The 20781-nt window shown below is 61.5% G+C and carries 16 protein-coding genes; 12 read left to right on the plus strand and 4 right to left on the minus strand.

The genetic code is table 11. The features are described 5' to 3' along the window. Positions 1 to 39: 39 nt before the first annotated feature. Positions 40 to 768 carry a hypothetical protein gene (locus HWX48_RS05090; protein WP_175955259.1) on the plus strand — a complete coding sequence of 243 codons (729 nt, stop codon included), beginning with the start codon at positions 40 to 42 and terminating at the stop codon, positions 766 to 768. A gap of 68 nt (positions 769 to 836) precedes the next feature. Here HWX48_RS05090 and HWX48_RS05095 read toward each other — a convergent pair whose 3' ends face one another. Together HWX48_RS05095 and HWX48_RS05100 are read right to left on the minus strand one after the other, a co-directional pair. Further along, positions 837 to 995, minus strand: a complete 159-nt coding sequence (locus tag HWX48_RS05095) for a hypothetical protein (RefSeq protein WP_175955261.1) — start codon at positions 993 to 995, stop codon at positions 837 to 839. Positions 996 to 1465: 470 nt separating this feature from the next. Continuing rightward, positions 1466 to 4966, minus strand: a complete 3501-nt coding sequence (locus HWX48_RS05100; protein ID WP_175955263.1) for a fibronectin type III domain-containing protein — start codon at positions 4964 to 4966, stop codon at positions 1466 to 1468. A 351-nt stretch (positions 4967 to 5317) separates the two neighbouring features. Between HWX48_RS05100 and HWX48_RS05105 the strand changes: the two genes are divergently transcribed. From HWX48_RS05105 to HWX48_RS05115, 3 genes are all read left to right on the plus strand, one after another. Then, positions 5318 to 6877 (plus strand): hypothetical protein, encoded by a 1560-nt coding sequence (locus HWX48_RS05105; RefSeq protein ID WP_254872971.1) that lies wholly within the window; start codon positions 5318 to 5320, stop codon positions 6875 to 6877. Between the two features lie 400 nt (positions 6878 to 7277). Next, entirely contained in the window at positions 7278 to 8231 is a 954-nt protein-coding gene (locus HWX48_RS05110) for a hypothetical protein (protein WP_175955265.1), read from the plus strand. A 109-nt stretch (positions 8232 to 8340) separates the two neighbouring features. Further along, complete coding sequence (locus HWX48_RS05115; RefSeq protein WP_175955267.1) at positions 8341 to 8946, plus strand: hypothetical protein; 606 nt, start codon at positions 8341 to 8343, stop codon at positions 8944 to 8946. A 310-nt stretch (positions 8947 to 9256) separates the two neighbouring features. On the opposite strand, the gene HWX48_RS05120 is transcribed toward HWX48_RS05115, so the two are convergent. Next, positions 9257 to 10381 (minus strand): alpha/beta fold hydrolase, encoded by a 1125-nt coding sequence (locus HWX48_RS05120; RefSeq protein WP_175955269.1) that lies wholly within the window; start codon positions 10379 to 10381, stop codon positions 9257 to 9259. 336 nt (positions 10382 to 10717) lie between these two features. On the opposite strand from HWX48_RS05120, the gene HWX48_RS05125 reads away from it, so the two are divergent. Then, the gene (locus HWX48_RS05125; RefSeq protein WP_368483978.1) at positions 10718 to 12028 is read left to right on the plus strand and encodes a C40 family peptidase; all 1311 of its coding nucleotides are present in this window, start codon (positions 10718 to 10720) and stop codon (positions 12026 to 12028) included. A 219-nt stretch (positions 12029 to 12247) separates the two neighbouring features. On the opposite strand, the gene HWX48_RS05130 is transcribed toward HWX48_RS05125, so the two are convergent. Continuing rightward, complete coding sequence (locus tag HWX48_RS05130) at positions 12248 to 12742, minus strand: inorganic diphosphatase (protein WP_124868403.1); 495 nt, start codon at positions 12740 to 12742, stop codon at positions 12248 to 12250. 229 nt (positions 12743 to 12971) lie between these two features. Between HWX48_RS05130 and dacB the strand changes: the two genes are divergently transcribed. The 7 genes from dacB to folP all read left to right on the plus strand — a co-directional run bounded on the left by dacB (position 12972) and on the right by folP (position 20771). Then, positions 12972 to 14282: a D-alanyl-D-alanine carboxypeptidase/D-alanyl-D-alanine-endopeptidase gene (gene dacB, locus HWX48_RS05135; protein WP_175955271.1), complete on the plus strand. Its 1311-nt coding sequence runs from the start codon at positions 12972 to 12974 to the stop codon at positions 14280 to 14282. A gap of 49 nt (positions 14283 to 14331) precedes the next feature. Further along, positions 14332 to 15186: a zinc-dependent metalloprotease gene (locus tag HWX48_RS05140; protein WP_175955273.1), complete on the plus strand. Its 855-nt coding sequence runs from the start codon at positions 14332 to 14334 to the stop codon at positions 15184 to 15186. Next, complete coding sequence (locus HWX48_RS05145) at positions 15173 to 16462, plus strand: tRNA lysidine(34) synthetase TilS (protein ID WP_175955276.1); 1290 nt, start codon at positions 15173 to 15175, stop codon at positions 16460 to 16462. The genes HWX48_RS05140 and HWX48_RS05145 overlap by 14 nt, the downstream gene beginning before the upstream one ends. A 178-nt stretch (positions 16463 to 16640) precedes the next feature. Next, positions 16641 to 17195 (plus strand): hypoxanthine phosphoribosyltransferase, encoded by a 555-nt coding sequence (hpt, locus tag HWX48_RS05150; RefSeq protein WP_175955278.1) that lies wholly within the window; start codon positions 16641 to 16643, stop codon positions 17193 to 17195. Positions 17196 to 17215: 20 nt separating this feature from the next. After that, positions 17216 to 19270 carry an ATP-dependent zinc metalloprotease FtsH gene (gene ftsH / locus HWX48_RS05155; RefSeq protein ID WP_175955280.1) on the plus strand — a complete coding sequence of 685 codons (2055 nt, stop codon included), beginning with the start codon at positions 17216 to 17218 and terminating at the stop codon, positions 19268 to 19270. Continuing rightward, positions 19270 to 19836, plus strand: coding sequence for a GTP cyclohydrolase I FolE (gene folE / locus HWX48_RS05160; RefSeq protein WP_175955282.1), 567 nt, complete (start codon positions 19270 to 19272; stop codon positions 19834 to 19836). The genes ftsH and folE overlap by 1 nt, the downstream gene beginning before the upstream one ends. 125 nt (positions 19837 to 19961) lie before the next feature. Further along, positions 19962 to 20771 carry a dihydropteroate synthase gene (gene folP, locus HWX48_RS05165; RefSeq protein ID WP_175955669.1) on the plus strand — a complete coding sequence of 270 codons (810 nt, stop codon included), beginning with the start codon at positions 19962 to 19964 and terminating at the stop codon, positions 20769 to 20771. Positions 20772 to 20781: the final 10 nt, after the last annotated feature.

A 20781-nucleotide genomic window follows, 5' to 3' on the forward strand; every position in this document is an offset into this window, starting at 1 on the left:
AGCACCGTTGTGCGACACGATCCGATCGGCTGAGCCATCATGAAAAGCCGATACGACGATGAACTGACCATGCAGCAGGGCCTGAACCTCGAGCAGGAGTCGGATTCAGCGAAGCACTTACTTGCATACGGCGTTCACACCCTCAGAACTGCCGCGTTCATTGAAACGACTCGCGATCCAATCATGACGATGCTCTCGATTGGCGTCGAGAAACTCCTGAAGCTTTCACTTGGGCTTCTCTACGTTGAAGATAACCGGCGCTGGCTGCCCCTGGAAGTTCTTAAGAACGAGTACCGCCACGACCTCATCAAGATGGAACGGCTTCTTCGAGAGGCGATTCAGGAACGAGCCGATCGAGCAACGCATCGCTACTACGTTGATCAGGCGTTGACGGCGGTAGAGAACGACCCCGTCTGGTTGCCTCTAGTCGCCGCGTTGAACCGCTACGGCAAAGAGGGGCGTTTCTACTATCTCGATGCGCTTGCCGAGAACCCGCAGCGGGAGGAAAGCCCACAATCGTACTGGGATGTGGCTGAAAGGGCTGCGCTCGAAGACGAGCCGGGTTTGAATAGTTTATTCGGCCGGATGATGTCGGACTTCTCGCTCTCTGACGAGTTCGATCAACGGCTCAACGCAAGGGTCGCAGACAGCCTGCAGAGGTGGTGGGATCTGGTCGCGATGGCAGCAGTTCAGGGTGTTCTGGGTGAGAGAGGTAAGGCATGGGGGCACGGTATTAAAGCAGTCGGTCGTCAGATCGTTGGTGACTAGTCAAGCCGATCTCTTATCGCCTCGTCACAGTGAAAGTTGTACGGTGGGGTATTCTGCTCCAGTATCGATCAGTGTTCTCGCCCATGTGAGTCGCGGGTCTTCACTCCGCGTCGTAGGAGCATCGTCCGGATAGTGACGGCGTCGAACTTGAGCTGCGCGCCGATACTCGCAAGCGAGAGGCCGGACTCATTGAGACGGACGACTATGCCGACCTGGTTCGGACTCATGCCCTTCGGCCGCTTCGTCGTGTAAGTCCGGTCGAGCACGTCGCTGACTGCGGCCCGATGGATATCGTGCCGAGCAGCAATCTACTCCATCGTCTGGCCTGCTTTGGACTTGGCTACGATAGCCCGCTCCGTCTCGTCAGAGCAGCTTCTTGCCCGCGCGCGCCGAGCGTAGAGGATGAGGAGCGTGTCGTGGCGCGGCAACTTTGGGTTACCGCCCAAATCTGCGTCTTGTTGTTAATTTTGCGTCGTGTGCGGGGCTGTTTTAACAACAAGACGCAGATTTGTTGGATGATTCCCGGCCTCTGGAGGGGAAGAGTGTGGAAAGTTGCGGGATGAAATCTCCGAAAACTGCGGGATAGGATAAGTTTTCCGCAGAATCTCAACAAAAGTGTTCCGGGGAGGGTTGCCAGAAAAATGGCAACCCTCCCCGGTAACTCTTAGCTTTGCCTAGTGATCGGCTAAGCGTCCCGTCAGGACTGACGTACTGAGCGACGTGTTAGCACGCCAACGCTCAGGAGCAGAAGGCCAAGCAGTGCGATCGGCGCGGTCTCTGCACCGGTGCTTGCCAGGCGTGGAGAAGCCGACTTCCCCGACGGGCTTGCCTGCTGCGTGACCTTGGGTGTCGCAGTGTCAGAGGGCTTTGCAACAGATGGCTTATCAGTCGATGAAGGAGCCTGCCCCTTGGGAGCATCGGCCTTGGGCGGTACGACAGTGGGCGGCACAACCGTCGGAGGTACCTTGCTTGGAGGGGTAACGGCTGGAGGCGTGGGCTTCTGAGGCTGCGCAGCCGCTTGAGTGACCTTCCACGGAAGGCGAATTTCCTTGGCAGCCTTATCGGAGACAGGGGTAATAACCAAGGTGTGATCGCCCGCAGTGAAGGTGGCCGCTACCGCCGCTGGAATCCTCAAAGTCGCCTTGCCGTTCTTCACGACAATGGTGCCAAGCTCCACCGGCGTGGAATGGAGGCTCACCTTCCACGTTGAGCCTTCCTTCGCCTGAGTGAAAACGAGGTCAACGTTCGCTTCTTCACCCATGACAAAAGAGTTCACTGTCGCACCATTTGTCATCACGTGAACCGAGGCATCCGGTGTGCCTGGTCCAGGCTGGGGTTGGGGCTTGGGATTGGGTTGAGGTTGGGGTTGTGGCTTGGGATCGGGCTGAGGCTCAGGTTGCGGCTGGGGCTGAGGCTTGGGGTCTGGCTGGGTTCCCGGTCCAGGCTCAGGCTGCGGCTGGGGCTTGGGATCGGGTTGAGGCTCAGGCTGCGGTTGCGGCTGGGGCTTGGGATCGGGTTGAGGCTCAGGTTGCGGCTGAGGCTCAGGTTGCGGCTGCGGCTCAGGCTTTGGCGCAGGAGTCGTCACAAAGCTAATTGCGGTACCGGCATCCATGCTGCGGTCGCTGATGGAGAGTTCATGGGCGGCCATGGTGCCAACAACGTAGGACTTCGCGCGATCGAAGGTCCCTGCAGGAACAGTGACGGTCGTCGTGAAGCTGCCGTCGCGGATCTCATGGGGCTTGACCCAGGTGGTGCCAGCGAAGGTAGCCAGAGCTGAGGTCGTGGGAGCCTTACCGGGAGCCCACACGCTCGGGTCGGCAACGACAACGTAAATGCCTCGGCTGGCAGAGGAACCCAGGTAACCGGTTGCGGTCACGGTGAAGGTGGTAGCAGTGGCCGGATCAATGTTTTCAGTAGGAGTGACAGTGATCTGCGGATGTGGCACAACAGCGGGAGTGCCGACGGTGAAGTTATTGGATACGACCACGGCGCTTGAGCGTGCACCGTCGACCAGCTTCAGGGAAGCCTTGTACACGCCAGGACGCAGGTTATCGAGGACAACAAAATCCGTATCGGTGGGGGCATCCTTGATGAAGGACGTGAAGCCCGTGGGGCAGCTCGTGACACATTCGATGCGCACGAGCCAGCGCCCGTTCTTGGGCTCATAGCCGCTGCGAATCCACTGAACGGTGGCCTTGCTTGTGTCTTTATCGACGCTTGCGAAAACCTCGCTGGGTGGGGTCATCGCAAAATCGTCAAGGTTGGCGGGAATGGTGATGGGGTTTGACGGCTCTGACCAGGCAGACCAACCGTGGGCATTTTGAGCGCGCACTGTGAAGGTGTAGGTGACGCCAAGCGTGAGGTTCTTAATCGTCATGAACTCAGGCAGCGGGTCGTTCATATCCGCCTTGAGGGTGCGGACACTCTGGTCACTTCCGCGCAGTTCAATGTCGTAGTTGGTGACCTTCCCGCCAGGCTTGTGCGACGGCTCCAACCAGGATGCTTCGAGGGCCGTGGCATCCTTCAATGCGAGGCGCAGGTTCAGACCCTTGGGGGCGGCCGGAACCATATCCGCATCAGGAGTGGAGGCAGTCTGGATGGTCACCTGCCCAGTGCGAACGAGGGCGGAACGGAGCGGAGGAGCGAAGAAGCTGGAGGAGTCTTGGATCTCGGATTGCACGGTCGCAACGTAGACGCCGTCCTTAAGGCCAAAGAACTCAACAGCATTGAGAGCCTTACCGACCTCACGTTGATTGGCGTAGACCTCTTGCCCGTCAACGACGCGGTAGAGCTTGACGGAGTAGGAGGTAATCCGCGCATCAGTGGGGCGATCCCATACGATGCGTACGCCGTTCTTTCCGCTGAGGCTCAGGACGGGGTTCTTGGGTGCGGCGGGAGCAAAGCTGAACTCGGTGCCTTCATCGAGGCGACGTTCGGAGAGTTGGGATGCTCCGGCTGCGAGGGTACCGATCACATATTCGCGGCCGAGGTCGATTGTGTCGGTCGTCAGGTCCAGGGTGACTGTCGTCGAAAAAGCGCCATTGACAATCTGTGCGGGCGCGATGTGAACCTGCTTGACGAACTCAGGAATTGGGAAGATTCCGGGGCGCCACAGTTCAGTGTCGGAAATGACCACGTCAACGCCGTATGTAGCGGCTGCTTCGCCGGTGTAGCCGGTGCCTGCAACAGTGAAGGTCGTCGGAGTCGATGGGTCGAGCGCGTCGATCTTCTGGCCGGTGGGCACAGAGACAGCGAGGGTGGTGTTGGGGGTGGGGGTGAGTGTGACTGTTTCGTAGTCGGGGGTGGCGAAGGGGCCGACCCCGGCATTGTTCTTTGCGGCGACCTCAACCTTGTAGGTCTTGCCGGGGATGAGGTTTTCGACGATCACGTACTTGCTGGCAAGTTCGTGGGCCTCAGATAGCGTTGTCTCGACTGAAGGGCCGTTGTCTGTTGGGGTGAGGCGCACGATGTAGGAGTGCACGGTCGAGTTGCCCGGGTTTTTGGGGGGAAGGAAGTTCACCCCAACGGAGGTGTCGGACAGGATTCCTGCGATAACGCCCTGAGGTGCTGACGGGACACCAGCGGGTGCCGTTTCATTCCCCGACGAGGGGGGAGTGTGGGGGGAGTCGGGCGAAGTTGGTGGCTGATTGCCGGGAGGCGTTTGTTCGCCGCCCCCGTTAGCGCCGGGCGCTGGGGATTCACCAGGATCGGGGGACTCGCCGGGTTCAGAGGGGTCGTTTGGCGAGGGCGGTGCGGCTTCCGGCGTCAGGGTGAATGGGCTGGAGATAATGGCGGTGCCGGCGATTGGGTCAATGTCCCAGGCATCTATAGCTTCGATAGTCACCGTGTACTCTGTGTCTGGCACCACCGTTGGGGCACCAAGCTGCAGGGGGCCGCGCTTGAGGTAGCGGGCAATTACGATGCGCGAATCCTGCTTAACAGTCACGCGGTAGTTGTGGGTGAATCCGGCAGCGGGCTCCCAGTTCACTGTCAAAGTTGTGTGATCGGCCGTAATGCTGACGTTTTGCGCAGCGGATTGATGTGTCGACTCCGTCCAGGTGATGCCGGTGTCGGTAGGGGGAGCGTCGGCAGCATGTGCTGGCATGACCGCTGATGTGAAAAGCAGCGCGCTGAGGGTGACTGTTGCCAGCCCTGCGCGTAGTGCTGATCGGCTTCGTGATGTGAGCCTGATCGCCATGAATCTCTCCTCGTAATAATGAAGCGGAGCTCTTCCTTAATTGAGAAAGGTTAGGCTAACCTTCGCTGCAACCATAGAGCTGTCGAGGATTAAAAATCAAGAACGAACAAGATTGAAATATTGAAGCGATCATGGTGAATGTCTGAAGGCGTGCAGAAAAAACGCGGGGGATCCTCCAGGGCTGTCAAGAAAGCTCGGGAAAGTCCTGGCAAAGTCCTGAAGTGCAAATCTTTCAGTAGCGTCGCATGTCAGGATGGAAACAGGCAATGCCATGAAACCGACAAAAGCTCCCAAGCCGAGTGCCCTCCAGGCTGCTTTCGATCGGGGGTTTGTGGCGTCGAAGGAGGAATAATGCACTTAGGTACTTCCCGCCGTTTTGGCGCACTCGCGGTCATGGTGGCAGCATCTCTCGCGCTCGCGGCATGTGAAGACGGGCTGAAGTCCGGCGCTCCACAATCGGCCAATGCTGCCGATGGAGGTGCCATTGGTGCCCCGGCCTCGACAAGCGATGAGGCTGCTGACACCCCTGCTTCCACGCCCCAATCGGCAAACCCCGTGCCCGCTCCTGCGCCCACCCCTCATGCCAACCCGACACAACCGAACGCCCCTCAATCGGCACAGACGCCAACCCCTGCTCATCAAGCGGGCTCGGCTGATCCACTTGCTGCCCTCTACCCCGCAGACTTCACCCTCACAGCCCTGTCGGCAGACCCTATCGCGGATGTTGCAAAGCCAGAGCGCGCTACCGGCCCCGACTCGGGCCTCGTTGATCCCAGCTACGGCACACGCATTTATCGCGCCACCAGCGCCGACGAAGGCGAAGGGGGGCGCATGCGTCACGAATACTCGCGCCGTCAAGCCTTCAACGCCGACAACTCGCGCTACCTCGCCCAAGATGCCACCGGGCACTGGCATCTCTACGACGGCGCCACTTTTGCTCACCTGACAGCGCTTCAAGGTCTTGCAGGGGACTGTGAACCTCTCTGGCACCCCACCGACCCCGCCGTCTTCTACTTCACCTCCATCAACGGTGGCCGCATATGGTGGAGCTACAACGGGAACACCGGCGAGAAAACTGAACTCTTCGATTTCACCGGCAAAACCCCCTGGCCGCAGGCCAGCTCATTTTGGACAAAGGGCGAAGGTACCCTCAGCGCCGACGGCCGCTACCTTGCCCTGATGGCCACGGCATACAACGAGCAAACCCAGAAGAACACCATCTACGGACTGCTCACCCTTGACCTGCAGAAAAAAGAAATCATCGGCACCCTTGACGCTGAGAAATTTCCCGTTCCGCGCGCCTTCCCCGACCACATCAGCACCTCACCCAGTGGCGCATACGCCGTCCCTTCCTGGCTGAAAGAACACGGTGGAACCTGGGCCTACAGTCGCGACTTTTCCCAGTCATGGAAACTTGCGGAAGGCTCAGAGCATTCCGACCTTGCCTATGGCCCAAACCGTGAGGACTACCTGGTTTATGCCGACTACAGCCGCAGTGCCATTGTGGCGATCAACGTTGAAACGCGCGAAGTGACGGACCTGCATACGCTCTACCCCGCACCTGGCGAGGCCTATGCCGTACATGTCAGTGGACAGGCCTTCGGTCGCCCTGGCTGGGTTGTCATCTCCACCTATGCTGACAGCGCCGACTACGGGAAGGCTTCTCCGTCGCCCACAGTGCGCCCTGAATATCGAAAGGTGTGGCTACAAGAGCTTGCGCCCGAGGGTCGTGCGCTCAATGTCGCCCACATTCGCGCCAATGAACATGACGTGCAGGGGGATCCGTACTTCCTTGAACCTCAAGCCAGTGCGTCACGCGACCTCAGCCGCATTATCTTCGCTAGCAACTTTGGTGGTGGCCCGGTGGAAAGCTACGTGGTGACCTTGCCAAACAGTGTTTTCAAAGATTAGGGCTCAGTGTTAACGAAGTACACAGGATGTAGGTGCTATCTCCAGCAAAGGCTTTCCCACCTGCCTGAGTGTTTCTCGCCCGTCCCAGTGTTTCCTAACGACGCAACACAGAGGATGTCGGGTGCTCACGAGATTGCATTAATGACATGTGAATGCTGGATGTGGATATGTGTACTGATGATGGATATGTGCCACCTGTATGGGACGCTGATATATCCCAGTGCATTGTCGCGTGACCCGAAGCGTTCTACGGTTATTTTAGGACCTTTGCCGCAGTGCCCTTTCCCGCAACGGCGCGGGAATTTCATGGGGTTCTCATTTTTGTGTGAAAGAATGGGGCATTGGTGGGCGTGTATCCAGATTGATGCCGCCGACGCGGATGATGAGGGGGAGATTTCAGATGCCGCTGTTCGAGCTTGAGGGCGGACGCCTGGTGCCTGCGCAGTTTGGCAGGACTGTCGCTGAGGGCCTGACGGAGGATGTGCTCGAGACGGTGCGTAGTCAGGTTCTTGAGATTGTTGCCCGCCCGTTATTCCCCATCACCTGGCGCGACATGTCGCGCGCGCATGAGGGCGTGGGGGATAGCCCGCGCCTGACGGCTCTCGACGCGACCGGCCAGGTCGTTGCGGTGGAGGTCCTTGCTCACCTCAACTCCGAGGCTCTTATTACCTCTCTTTCTCGTTTGGCTGACGCGGCCGCCCTGTCCTGGACGGACCTGGCCAGCGAGTATCCCGGCGGCATTCCCGCTTTCCGTGAGGGGTGGGCGAACTTCCGTGACTCGATGCCGCCCTCGCCGGGCGCCGGCCCCCGCCTGATCATGGTCGTCGGATCTATTGATCCGCAGGTCCGTCCCGCTTTGGAGGTCCTGGCAGCCTCCGGCGTTGAGATCCACGAAATCTCCCTGCGTCGCATGTCCAGCGGCCGCGCGTTCTTGGATGTCGCCCCCGTCGGCCCGCGCATTTACGCGCACGTCCCGCAGCTTTTGGGTCAGGGTTCGACTGTCGAGGCCCTTCCCGTGGGTTCCTTTGGTGCGCAGCAGGCGGTTCAGCCCCAGGTTGCGTCAGCCCAGCCGAGCCCAGCCGAATCTAGCCCAGCCGAACCTAGCCCAGCCCAGCCGAGCCCAGCCCAGCCCACCCCACGCCGTCCTCGCCCTCCCAGCCCCCCCCGAGGTGTCCTCGTCGGCCCCGGCGATGTCGCCGCCCGCACCCGCCGAGAAGGGAGAGAAGACCGAGAAGTGGGAGAAGGCGCCGGAGCAGGCAAGCGCCGCAGGAGGCCTCTCCTCGCGGGCTCCATCCGCGACCGTTGCTTCCCACCCCGAGGTCCCCGTTCAGACGGCCGAGACTGCACCTTCTGAGGACACTCGCGACGCTCACGAGCACCCCCACACCGGCACTTTCCCGCAGGCGGCCATCGCTACCGCACTGGCTGACGAGGGCGTTCGCGCCGCTCAGTCGCGCGCAGCCGTGCAGTCTGGCGCAGCCAAGGATGAGGCCTCGCCCGCTCCGCTTGCTCCGGCTAAGCCCGCTCCCGTCGTGGAGCCCAGCGTCTTTGAAGAGCCTGCGATTGAACGCACCCGTGAGAGGACGCTGCGTCCTCGCCCTCGTGCGCGCCACGCGGCCACGGACTCCCCGGTTGCCCGCGAGCGTGAACTGCCCACGCGCGGGGAGCAAGCTCACAGTCAGGCCGCTGCTGAATCGGCAGCTCATTCGGCGCTTTTCGCTTTGCATGAGCGTGAAATGAAGGTGAATCGCGCCCGCCAAGAGGGCGTGCCCGTGTATGACCGTGATGCGGAGGGTCTGCGTGTCCTGGCAGGAATCGTTGGTGAGCGCACGCCTCTGGGGGTGCGCCCCTCCATTAGTCTGCGGATGCCGATGTTCCTTACGGAAGAAGGCTCGATCCTTGTGGGGGGAACCGTGTTCACGAATCCCACTGAGGCCCTGGCCTTTAATGGTCACCAGGGTATGAATGGGTGGCTGGAGCTGCGTTTGGGCGATGCACTTGGCCCGTCTTTGGCTGAGGCCCTTGACGAGGTGAACGCCGACATCCTTCGCGAGTACGAAGGTAGCTAAGGCGGCTGGCCAGTGTCGTGGGTTCACCGTCTGGCTTGCTGAGTATCTATATGGGAGTGCCCCCATGCGTTGTTCATGGGGGCACTCCCATTCGCGTAGCCTTCCGCCCCGTCACACATTCATTGACCCACCGTGGGCGCAGAGCAAAGATGGAGCACTTGTTGCATAGCGTGCCGCTTGCGACCTTTTGTCACACCTGCAGGTGTCACACGCTGCAACAAGTGCTCCATAATCGGGGGGCCGATAGCGAGCAACGGCCGCGCTGCCTGAGCAGCGCGGCCGTGCGCGTGAGTATGAAAACCTCGGGGCCTTAGATAAACGCTCCGACCCAGCGACGCATGGTGTCCCACACTTGGGCACGAACTGCAGGCGCGGACAAGAACAGGTCGTGCACGCCGTCGAAGCGGGCGATGGTGACCTGGGGTCCAAGGCGCGCGGAGCGGTCGACGATGGCCTCCACGTCTAGGACAACGTCGGTGGAAAAGACCTCTTCGGTCCATTCTTCGCCGAAGTAGGTGGCGTGGGAAACCATGGAGAGGATGGGGGCTTCGATGGTGGCTTCCTTTTCGATCTGGCCGTGTGCGGCCATGATCGTGTCCATCCACCCGACGGGTACGGGGTAGCTTTCGGGCCGTTTCCACTCGCGGGCGAAGTCCCAGCCTGTGACGGCTGGGTCGTTCTCGTGGCCGGTGAGTTCTTCGGGCAGGTCGAAGCCGGATTCTGCCCATCCGCCGCCCAGGGAGCGCCCGTAGTGGTCGGGGCCTGTTCCCATGGGGAGTTCCCAGTGGGGGTTGCGGCTGGCGATGCGTCCGAGGACGGGTTGGATGGTGGAGCGCATGGAGGCTGCCGACTGCATTTCCAGCCATGCGGAGTTGAGGATGAGGCCGGAGATGACGCCGGGGTGGCGGTAGGTCCACATGGTGAGGATGAGTCCGCCGGTGGAGTGTCCGATGAGGACGAGGGGCAGGTCGGGGACTTCGCTGCGGATGAGGTCGAGGGCTTCGGAGACGTCCTCGTCGTAGTCGGCGAGGTCGGTGATGAATCCGATGGTTTGGTGGGGCCGCAGGGATCGCCCGTATTTACGCAGGTCGAGGGCGTAGAAGCTGCCTCCCCATGCGGCGACGTTGCGGGCGAGTTCGTGTTGGAAGAAGTAGTCGTTGCGTCCGTGGACGTAGAGGGCGACGAAGCGTGGGGTGGCGGTGGCGCCCTCGTAGGCCTGGGGATCGTCGGCGGGGAGGTAGCGCACGAGGGTGGCGACACATTCGCCTTCGTCGTCAGGGAGGAGGGCAAGGGTGCGTGATTGGAAGCCGGGGCCCATGATGTCGGCGCGCCAAGCGTCGGCGGGGGGTGGCCCGTCGTCTCCCCAGGGGGCGAGGACGTCGATGGGGAGTGTGTCTTCGGCCTGCTCGGTGGTCACTTCGTCGTGGTCAGTCATGCCAACCAGGGTACGCTGTGGGGGCTGCTTGGGGTCGGATTCGAGGGGGCGTCGAATAAGTGTTCAGGGGTGGGAATGGGGGGTGAACGAAGGTTTCAGTTGAGGAAAAGGGGGCTGACCTTTGTTTGCGCGTGAGACAAATGTTGCGGATGTTGCGATTGTGACTATTGTTGCGTATGCGACAGAAGAGGTATCTGTTGTAATTGTGATGAATGTTGCATGTGGGAGATGATTCCGTTAATCTGATGCGGAATGTAAAGGCGCGTACCCTCCTCGCGAGGGTGCGAGTCATACACTCCCCATCAACATGACAATGACCTGAACAAGGAATCCATTGTGAGTATCTTCCGTTCCGGCGGACAGAAGGGTCGTCTCACGGCGGCCCTGAGCGTGGGCACCGTCCTCGCCCTCTGCCTGCCCACCCTTGCCTGGGCCGCGCCCGGAGATGACGATATTGCGCGCGCCCGCGCCGAAGAAGAAGCAGCGCGCATGTCGGTGGCCCGTATCGAAGTTGAGCTCGCAACCGTCGCTACTCAGGCCCAGCAGGCGCTTCAAGCCGCTCAGATTGCCGCTGAACAGTACAACGGCGCGCGCGTCGCCCTCGACGAGGCCACCGCCGCAGCGAAGAAGGCCCAAAACGAGGCTGACGCCGCCCAAGCCGAGTACGAGAAGGGTCGCCAGGAAGTCGCCTCCGTCGCGCAAGCCGCCTACCGCAATGGCGGGTCGGCCTTGGATTCCCTCGCCCCCTATCTCGAAGCCGAAGGCCTGCGCGCGGTGGAAGCGCGCCAGACCACGTTGACGACCTTCGGTAACCAGGCCAACGTCAAGATGCAAAAGGTTGCGGCCCTCGAGCAGGTCGCCGACGTCATGCAAAAGGCCGCCGATAAGGCCCTTGATCTGCAAAAGACGGCCACCGCTGAGGTCGAGGAGCGTTCGAAGGCGGCGGAGAAGGCCGCAAATGAGGCAGCCGCCGTGCAGGCCGAAACCGAGATGCGCCGAGACGTCTTGCGTCAGGAACTCGCACGGAAGCAAAACACGACGGTAGAGCTCATTGAAGCCAAGGAGCGCGCCGAGGCTGAAGCGCGCGCAGCTGCAGAAGCGGCAGCCGCACAGCGAGCAGCTGAAGAGGCCGCTCGTCGCCGTGAGGAAGCTCGTCGTCGTGAAGCTGAGGAGGCCGCTCAGCGTGACGCCTACCGTCCCGCTCCGGCCCCTGAACCCGCTCCCTACATTCCGCCAGCTCCGCCGTCGCGAGGCAATGTTGGTGCTGCTCAAGGCGCGATCGACGTTGCCAAGAGTCTGCTGGGCTCCCCCTATGTCTGGGGTGGTGAAGGTGGCGCCGACGGCGGTTACGACTGCTCCGGTCTTGTGACTGTCGCCTACCGCTCCCAGGGGATCTACCTGGAGCACTGGTCGGTTGCCCAGTACCGCTACGGCGCGTCGGGGGGTTCCTACGTGTCGCTAGGCGATGCTGAACCGGGCGACCTCGTCTTCTGGTCATCGAATGGGTCGGCATCGGGCGTCTATCACGTGGCGATCTACCTTGGTGGCGGCCAGATTATTGAGGCTGCAACCTTTGGTGTTCCCCTGCGCATTACGGGTATGTATAACCGTGGCGCGATGATGCCCTACGCCGTGCGCGTCGTCTAAGGGAGCAGCGAGGCGAGCCCGCCAGAGAGTTCGTTGGTCAGCGTTGGCCCGCCACGTTGGCTGGTCAGCGTTGGCTAGCCGAACGCGGGAGGTGCCGCGTTGACAGTTCGTCAATAAAGGTCTGGGGCGGTGGGATATTCCCACCGCCCCAGACCTGTGTTGGAGCTGTTTTAAGGGGGGGCAAGCCTCCCTCAGTGCGCGCCCCCTGGCGCGCGCGACTCAGTGCTGATCGCCAGCATCCTTGAGGCGCTGGAAGGAGCGACGAATTTCCTCCTCGGCGGCCTCGCGGCCCACCCAGTGAGCGCCCTCAACCGACTTACCGGGCTCGAGGTCCTTGTAGACCTCGAAGAAGTGCTGAATTTCTAGGCGGTGGTATTCCGAGACGTCATCAATGTCGGTACGCCAGGAGGCGCGCTGGTCAGCGGCGGGCACGCACAAGACCTTATCGTCGCCGCCCTTTTCGTCGCGCATACGGAACATGCCCAGCGCGCGGCAACGAATGACGCAGCCAGGGAAGGTGGGTTCGTCCAGGAGGACGAGGGCGTCGAGGGGGTCGCCGTCTTCACCAAGGGTGTCGTCGATGAACCCGTAGTCGTCCGGATAGCGTGTTGAGGTGAAGAGCATGCGGTCGAGGCGGATGCGGCCGGTCTCGTGATCGATCTCGTACTTATTGCGATTCCCCTTGGGAATCTCGATTGTGACGTCGAATTCCATGTCTGTCTCCATCCAGCCTGTGAGGTCGTCATCATCGGGGAGGTGCCCGATTTTTGCCGTCTGCTCCGCCCGGTTTTGGTGCCGTGCGGCCTGTTTATTCGAGTCTGCCGCGCGCACCGTCTATTGTGAACGACGGAGAGGAACACCAAGGGGGTCACCTATGCGACGCAGAACTATTGCTGCGATTGTATGCTTAACTTTCGTTTTACTGGGCATTGGAGCCTACCTCGTGGCGAGTTTTTACCGCCCCTTTGCCTCCCCTGATGATGAACTGGGACCTATTGCCGCCACCGCAGCCCCAGACCTAGAACCTCAGTCCCAGCCTGCCCTGCACAGCGGCCAGGTGCGTCAAGCTCAGGAAGTAACGGCCGAACAGGTCCAAGAAGCCTATGCGCAGATCGCTCAACTCGACAGTGACCAGCCGTGGACGGCGTGGGCGCATGTGGTGGATGCTCAGACCGGCCAGACACTTCTGGACGAGGGTGCAGCTCAGCTGCGCACGCCCGCATCGGTAACAAAGATCCTCACCGCTTTCACGGCTTATACCCATCTGGATGAGAACGCTCGCCTCGCGACGGGCACCTCGCTCCTTGGCACCGACCTCTTCTTGTGGGGCCAGGGAGATATCCTCCTCGCCCGAGGCGAGGGCAACCCCCGCGCCATCAACGGGCACGCGGGCGTTGCTGACCTGGCGGCCGATACCCTCGCCGCCCTTCAAGAACGAGGGATCAGCACGGTGACCTTGCGCTGGCAGGCCAACCCCTTCGAGGGCCCGTCCCACCTGCCTGCCTGGACCGCTCAGGAGGTCGGAAACTACGAGGGCCATGTGGCGGCCTTCGCTATCGACGCTGGCCGTGTCGGTGTGGACAGCAATGCCTTCCGCTCCGACCCGGAAATGGACGTTGCCCTCGAACTTGCCGCTCACCTGCGCAATGGGGGTGTGGAAGCGATCGTCACTGCTGAAGGAGAGGCCCCCGAGGGGGCCCAAGAGCTTGCCCGCGTCGAGTCGGCGACCTTGGGGCAGCAGATCCGCTTCATGCTCCACGAGTCGGATAACACCCTCGCTGACCAGCACTGTCGCCTGGCCGCGCAGGCAGCCGAGGTGGAGACTTCCTTCTCGGGTGCGACGGCGAATATCACCAACACTATGTTGGGGGCTGGTGTTGAGGTTGCCGGAATGAAGTTGGAGGACTGCTCGGGCCTGTCCACGAATGACCGCATTGCCCCTGAGACCATGACCGGCACCTTACTCAAGGCGATGAATGCTGAGCGCGCGGACTTGCGTGACCTTGTGCGCGCTCTGCCGTGGGGTGCCTGGCAGGGGACAATGATTCGCCGTTATGAGGGCAATGAGGCTGCGGGGAATGTGCAGGCCAAGACCGGTTCCTTGTCTCAGGTGACTTCTTTGGCGGGCATTGTGCGTACCTCCACGGGGCGGGAGCTGGTGTTCGCGGTTGGCCTCGAAGGGACAGCCGAGGGGGAGTCCTACTTCCTGCGCTCGCATATTGATTCCTTCATTGAACGTTTGTCCGCCCTGTGATGGGCGCTGCTCAGTGGGGACTTTTGGCGCGAAGGAGCGGGCTAGACTGATGACCATGACCAGCAGTGAATACACCTCCGCATTGGGCCGCGTCGCTGCGGCACTGACCGCCGCAGGCCCCTATGTGTCGGCAACGGGAGCGGCCGCCACCGTTGCGCGCCTACGCAAAGCTGTCCACTGGTCTGACCCTTACCTCTCGCGCCTGACCGGGCTGGACGAGGCCGCCGCGAAGGTCCGTTCTACGCGCGCGCTCGTCGTTGACCGACGCGCAGCGATCGACACGATGGAAGCCATGATCGCGCGCGCACTGCGCGGTGCGGCTTCGCCGCTGTCAAGTGTTGCCCTTGCGATGGGGATCCGCGCAATGTCGGCCCAGTCGATGGGCGTGTGGGATCCCTTTACGCAGCACCGTATTCTCATCGCCCCTAATGTGTTGGCCGCTTCGGAGAAATACGCCCTCGATCAGAAGGACTACTGCCGGTGGAGCGCCCTGCGCACGGGCCTGTGGGCCGTTCACCTGGAGCATGCGCCGCACCTTATCGCCCACATGGGTGCATTGGCTGCCGATCTGCCCGCCAGTGCGGTGGAGTTTAAGCAGCTCATTATGTTGCTCGTGGCCTTGCCGGATGTGGAGATGGAGGCCCTCACCCCGCGTGACCTGCCCTCGATCGGGTGGATTCGTCGCCACAAGATGGACTCTGCGGGGCTGGCGGGATTGCACCTGCTGCACAAGGCTGGCGTTCCCTCCGCTCACCTGGAAGAAGAGCAGGCTGCCGCGCAGGCCTTTGCGCGAATGGTGATGGACACGGGTGCGTTGGCTCTGCTGTTGGAGCGGGTGGAGAATCTGCCGACGAGCGAGGAGTTCTCCAACCCGCAGCTATGGCGTCAGCGTGTCGGCATCTAAGGAGCGTGCGCGCGCATCGGAGCTGATCGGAGCGACTCCGACGCCTCCGGTGCGCGCGATTTCTTTACCCGTTCACCACTGCCTGGCCTCCTGGGCGCGCCGCGCCCCAGGAGAGGCACCCCCGATCGTGTTGGTCGCCTGCTCGGGTGGCGCCGATTCGATGGCCCTGGCGGTGTCGGCGATTGATTCCGCCCATCGCCTGGGACTGCCCGTCCACAGTGTGACCGTTGATCATGGGTTGCGGGAGGGCAGTGCGGAGGAGGCCGAGGCAGTCGCCTCCTACCTGGAGGATGTGGGGGCGTGCGCGCACGTCCTCGGCCCGCGTTCCTTCGACGTCCTTGCCTCGCATTCGCTGAACCCGCCTGTCTGGGAGGACGAGGGCGTCGCCGCGCCCCTCAGTCCCGCTGTGGATGTCGCCCAGGGGCCGGAGGGGGACGCGCGCGCTCTGCGCTACGGCGCGATTAGGTATCTTGCCGGGCAGTTGCACGCCGCTGCGGGAGGGGTCTCCCCGGTGCTTGTCCTTGCGGGGCACACCATGGATGATCAGGCAGAAACGGTGCTCCTACGCCTTGCGCGAGGCTCTGGCGTGGGCTCCCTCAAAGCGATGGCTGCGGTTGTTCCCTTCCCCCTCACGCACACCGCAGACATGGTCGACGGCGAGCACTCTCGCACGCACGCACCTGCGCATCCTCCGCAGGCAATGCTCCTGCGTCCCCTGTTGGAGGTGCGCCGCGCGCAGACTGTGGCCTTTTGTCAGGCTTTGGGCTGTCCCGTTGTTGAGGACCCCACGAATGCCCTTGACGGACCGTGGCGGAGCGCCGATGGGAGCCCGCTACGCCGCTCAGCGATCCGCCACCGGGTTTTACCCGCTGCGCGTGAAGCCCTGGGGATGGATCCCGTGCCCGCCCTCGCTCGAACGGCGCAATTATCGCGCGATGATGATCAGGCCTTGGATGTCTACGCTGATCGGGCCTTCCGATCAGCGCTACGGTCCTTTTCGCCGCAGGACGAGGGCGGTGGCCTCGTCCTTGATATTGCTGCCGTGGCTGACCTGCCCAGGGGGGTGCGTCGGCGGGTCATCCACCGTGCCTGTCTGCAAGCTGGCGGAGCTGCGGGGAGCCTCAGTGCTGAACATCTCATGCGTGTTGATGAGCTCATCTCCCACTGGCACGGCCAAGGGCCCCTGTCGATCCCTCGCCTGCGCGTCGTGCGAAGAAAAGACGCGTCAGGCCAGCCGATCATGGTCTTTACCTCGGCCCCGACAGTGGGGGAGTGAAAGCGCCGCCTTCCTGGGGCGTCAAAGCCCTGCCGAGTATTGCTTCTGGCCCAGTGGCCCTCCTTCTACGCTCTGGGCGAAGAAACGGACTGGAGGGGGCGTTCCACGGGGAAATATGGCACGCTTAAAGGTGCAGGAATTCACCTGCTCACCACGCTAACCGACGGAAGGGCCTGGAGTGGACGCGAAAGATATGGGAAGCGACCTCAAGGACATCTTGTTCACCGAGGAACAAATCCATGCTCGCCTTGATGAAATGGCAGCTGAAATCGACCGCGATTACGAAGGCAAGGACATTCTCCTCGTGGGTGTTTTGCGCGGCGCCGTCATGGTGATGGCTGATCTTTCGCGCAAGATCCATACTCCGCTCCAGATGGACTGGATGGCTGTCTCCTCTTACGGGTCGGGCACCAAGTCTTCGGGTGTTGTCCGCATCCTTAAAGACCTCGACAATGATGTCCACGGTAGGCATGTCCTTATCGTTGAAGACATTATCGACTCGGGTCTGACCCTGTCGTGGCTGCGCACCAACCTGGAAAACCGCGGTGCAGCATCGGTTCGGATCGCCACCATGTTGCGTAAGCCTGATGCGGCGAAGGTCGATGTGGATGTGTCCTACGTTGGTTTTGATATTCCCAATGAGTTCGTCATTGGTTATGGACTCGACTACGCCGAACGTTATCGCCACCTGCCTTTTGTGGGCACTCTGGCTCCTCACGTCTACGGCGGCTAAGTAAAGAACAAAGGATTCTCGTGGCAGAGCGCACGAAAAAGAAGCGGATCAATCTCGCATTTATTCTCATTCCGCTGCTGATTTTGATGATGGCGGGATGGTACCTGTGGCAGATTTTCCAGCCGCAGGAGGTTGATACCTCGGAAGGTCTAGAAATCCTCAAGGGTGACACCGTTGAGCGTGTCGTCATTAATGACGTCACTCAGCAGGTCAACCTCACCTTGACGAAGGACTGGGAGCATAAGACCACCGGCCTGGGGGACCCCACACGTAACCTGGGCACCTCCATTGTCTTCACCTATGCTGATGTTCAGGCCAAGGACATTATTGCCGCAGCCCAGAAGGCAGAGCCGGCGAAGGGTTGGAATGCTCTTTACCCGCGCACTTCGGCGCTGATGGCCATGGTGCAGATGGTGCTGCCTCTGCTGCTGGTTATGGGCTTGGCCTTCTGGTTCCTCAACTCGCGGATGAGCGGGGGCAAGATGCTGGGTGGTTTCACCCAGTCTCAAGCAAAGGAGTTCAACCAGGAACGTCCCGATGTCACCTTCGCTGATGTTGCTGGCGAGGACGAGGCCGTTGAAGAGCTCGAGGAAATCCGCGAATTCTTGGCTAGCCCGGAGAAGTTCCGTAAGGTCGGAGCGAAGATCCCGCGCGGCGTGCTGCTCTACGGCCCTCCCGGCACGGGCAAGACCCTGCTGGCCAAGGCTGTGGCCGGCGAGGCTCAGGTGCCGTTCTTCTCGATCTCGGGTTCGGAATTCCTCGAACTCTATGTCGGTGTGGGTGCTTCCCGTGTGCGCGACCTCTTCGTGCGTGCGAAGAAGAACGCTCCTGCCATTGTGTTTATTGATGAGATTGACGCCGTTGGCCGCCACCGCGGTTCCGGTATTGGCGGCGGTAATGACGAGCGCGAGCAGACCCTCAACCAGCTCTTGGTGGAGCTTGATGGTTTCGATGACCGCGCTAATGTCATCCTCATTGCGGCCACAAACCGCCCTGACATCCTTGACCCCGCACTTTTGCGCCCGGGTCGTTTCGACCGCCAGATCGCGGTGGATGCCCCTGACCTGAAGGGTCGTGAGGCTATCCTCAAGGTCCACGCCACCGGCAAGCCCTTGACCGAGGACGTTGACCTGCGTCAGATCGCCAAGCGTACCCCTGGTTTCACGGGTGCGGATCTGGCGAATGTCCTCAACGAGGCTGCGCTGCTCACTGCGCGCTCGAATGCGGACCTCATTGACGACCGCGCCATTGACGAGGCCATTGACCGTGTCATCGCCGGCCCGCAAAAGCGTACTCGCGTGATGAACGACCACGATAAGGCTGTGACCGCCTACCACGAGGGCGGCCATGCTCTGTGTGCTGCGGCCCTGCGCTACACCGATCCGGTGACGAAGGTGACGATCCTGCCTCGAGGCCGGGCCTTGGGCTACACGATGGTGATGCCCACCGAGGACCGCTACTCCAAGACCCGTAACCAGATGCTTGACGATCTGGTGTACGCCATGGGTGGTCGCGTCGCTGAAGAACTCGTCTTCCGTGACCCCTCCAGTGGCGCTGCGAACGACATTCAAAAGGCTACGCAGACTGCGCGTGCCATGGTGGTTGAGTATGGCATGTCCGAACGTATCGGCACTGTGAAGCTGGGCGGTTCGGACACGGAGCCTTTCTCTCACAGTGGGGGCGGGCATGCCCAGGGGCCGGGCTACTCGGGTGAGACCGCAGCTGTGGTCGATGCTGAAGTGCGTACCCTCATGGATAACGCCGTGCGTGAAGCCTGGGAGATCCTTACCCGCAACCGCGCTGTTCTCGACACCTTGGCAGAGCGCCTCCTTGAAGAGGAGACCCTGGACGAGGCGCAGCTGGCTGAGATCTTCACCGACATCGTCAAGCAGGATGAACGCCCCGTGTGGAACTACGGTGTGGACGCCGCCATTCCCGGCGCTGTGATGGGCAATCCTGTGGGCGTGAGTGATACGCCTGCGACCGGTCCGGCTTTGGACCTGACGCCTCAGGTGAGTGCGGGCGAGGGTGCAGCCGTCGATGGAACGAATACGACTGAGGGGCACAGGGCCTGATGTATAACGAAGAAGCCGTTGTCGCGGCAGTGAAGGATCTGCTTGTTGCCGTCGGTGAAGATCCGACTCGTGAGGGTATCCAGGACACTCCGGCACGTATGGGGCGGGCCTGGAAGGAGCTCCTGTCGGGGATGAATGAGGACCCTCGCGAGCACCTGCGGACCACTTTTGAAACTGGTACGGATGAGCTGGTCCTCGTGCGCGATATTGAGTTCCATTCCGTGTGCGAGCACCACCTGCTTCCCTTCTACGGGCGTGCGCATGTGGGGTATATTCCCTCCAATGGCCGCGTGACGGGCCTGTCGAAGTTGGCTCGCGTTGTGGAGGGCTACGCCCGGCGCCCCCAGGTCCAAGAGCGTTTGACTTCGCAAATCGCTGATGCTTTGCATGAGGTGCTGGCTCCCCAGGGCACCATTGTCGTTATGGAGGCTGAGCACATGTGCATGACCATGCGTGGCATCCGTAAGCCCGGTGCCTCCACGGTGACTTCGGCACTGCGGGGCATTATGGCCCACCCCGCTACCCGCGCCGAAATGATGGCATTGGTGATGGGCGGGCCTCGGTGAATTCCCTGTCCCCTGCTTCCACCACCGCTCAAGGCGAGGCGGCCGATCTGCCTGCCTCGGCGCTTGTGCGTTCTCACCCGAGGCTCCCTGCGGGGCGGGTGTTGCCAGAAGGGCGGACGTTGGTGATGGGCATCCTCAATATGACCCCCGATTCTTTCTCGGATGGGGGCTTGTGGGTGAGGCCTGAGGCGGCGCTTGCTCACGCCGAGCAGATGCGCCAGCAGGGGGCCGACATTATTGATGTCGGTGGGGAATCGACTCGTCCTGGGTCGCCTCGGATCACTTCTGAGGAGGAATGGTCCCGCATCGGCCAGGTGGTTGACGCTCTGTCTGGGGCGGGTTTCGTTGTGTCGGTGGATACGATCCACGCTGACACTGCTCGGCGTGCCGCTGAGGCGGGGGCAAGCATCATCAATGATGTCTCTGGTGGCCGCTTGGATCCTGAGATGAATCGGGCTGTGGCGGAGACGGAGTGTGCGTACGTCGTGCAGCATTTCCGTGCGCTGCCGGGTACGCCGGGGGAGCATTTTGACTACGGGGATGACCTCGTCGCGACCTTGTGTGAGCGTATTGCTGGTCAGGTCGAGGATGCTGTGGCGGCGGGCGTGAGTCCTGAGCGGATCATTATTGACCCCGGCCTCGGCTTTTCCCTCACTAATGAACAATGTTGGACTATTGTTGACTCAGTCGAAGCCTTCAGGGGGCTAGGGTATCCTGTGCTCGTTGGAGCATCACGCAAACGCTTCCTTGCGGCACGCGGGGGCGACACAGATGCCCTGACCGCAGACGTTACTCGGATGCTCGCCCGACAGGGGGCGTGGGCCGTCCGGGTTCACAATATTGAAGCCAATATTCGAGCACTCCGAGACATCGCAGGCGCAGATCTTCATGGTCGAAACCTCGACAGTCCAGACCTCGACATGACCGGGAAGTGAGGTTAAGCCA

Origin of the sequence: Schaalia sp. Marseille-Q2122 (assembly GCF_903645355.1) — a bacterium.
Classification (GTDB): domain Bacteria; phylum Actinomycetota; class Actinomycetes; order Actinomycetales; family Actinomycetaceae; genus Pauljensenia.

Excerpts from the sequence above, each read along its gene's own strand:
- HWX48_RS05130 (WP_124868403.1), bottom strand. The coding sequence starts at position 12,742 with ATGGAATTCGACGTCACAATCGAGATTCCCAAGGGGAATCGCAATAAG.
- HWX48_RS05110 (WP_175955265.1), top strand. The coding sequence starts at position 7,278 with ATGCCGCTGTTCGAGCTTGAGGGCGGACGCCTGGTGCCTGCGCAGTTT.
- HWX48_RS05105 (WP_254872971.1), top strand. The coding sequence starts at position 5,318 with ATGCACTTAGGTACTTCCCGCCGTTTTGGCGCACTCGCGGTCATGGTG.
- folE (WP_175955282.1), top strand. The coding sequence starts at position 19,270 with ATGTATAACGAAGAAGCCGTTGTCGCGGCAGTGAAGGATCTGCTTGTT.
- folP (WP_175955669.1), top strand. The coding sequence starts at position 19,962 with ATGGGCATCCTCAATATGACCCCCGATTCTTTCTCGGATGGGGGCTTG.
- HWX48_RS05095 (WP_175955261.1), bottom strand. The coding sequence starts at position 995 with ATGAGTCCGAACCAGGTCGGCATAGTCGTCCGTCTCAATGAGTCCGGC.
- HWX48_RS05140 (WP_175955273.1), top strand. The coding sequence starts at position 14,332 with ATGACCATGACCAGCAGTGAATACACCTCCGCATTGGGCCGCGTCGCT.
- HWX48_RS05090 (WP_175955259.1), top strand. The coding sequence starts at position 40 with ATGAAAAGCCGATACGACGATGAACTGACCATGCAGCAGGGCCTGAAC.
- HWX48_RS05100 (WP_175955263.1), bottom strand. The coding sequence starts at position 4,966 with ATGGCGATCAGGCTCACATCACGAAGCCGATCAGCACTACGCGCAGGG.
- HWX48_RS05120 (WP_175955269.1), bottom strand. The coding sequence starts at position 10,381 with ATGACTGACCACGACGAAGTGACCACCGAGCAGGCCGAAGACACACTC.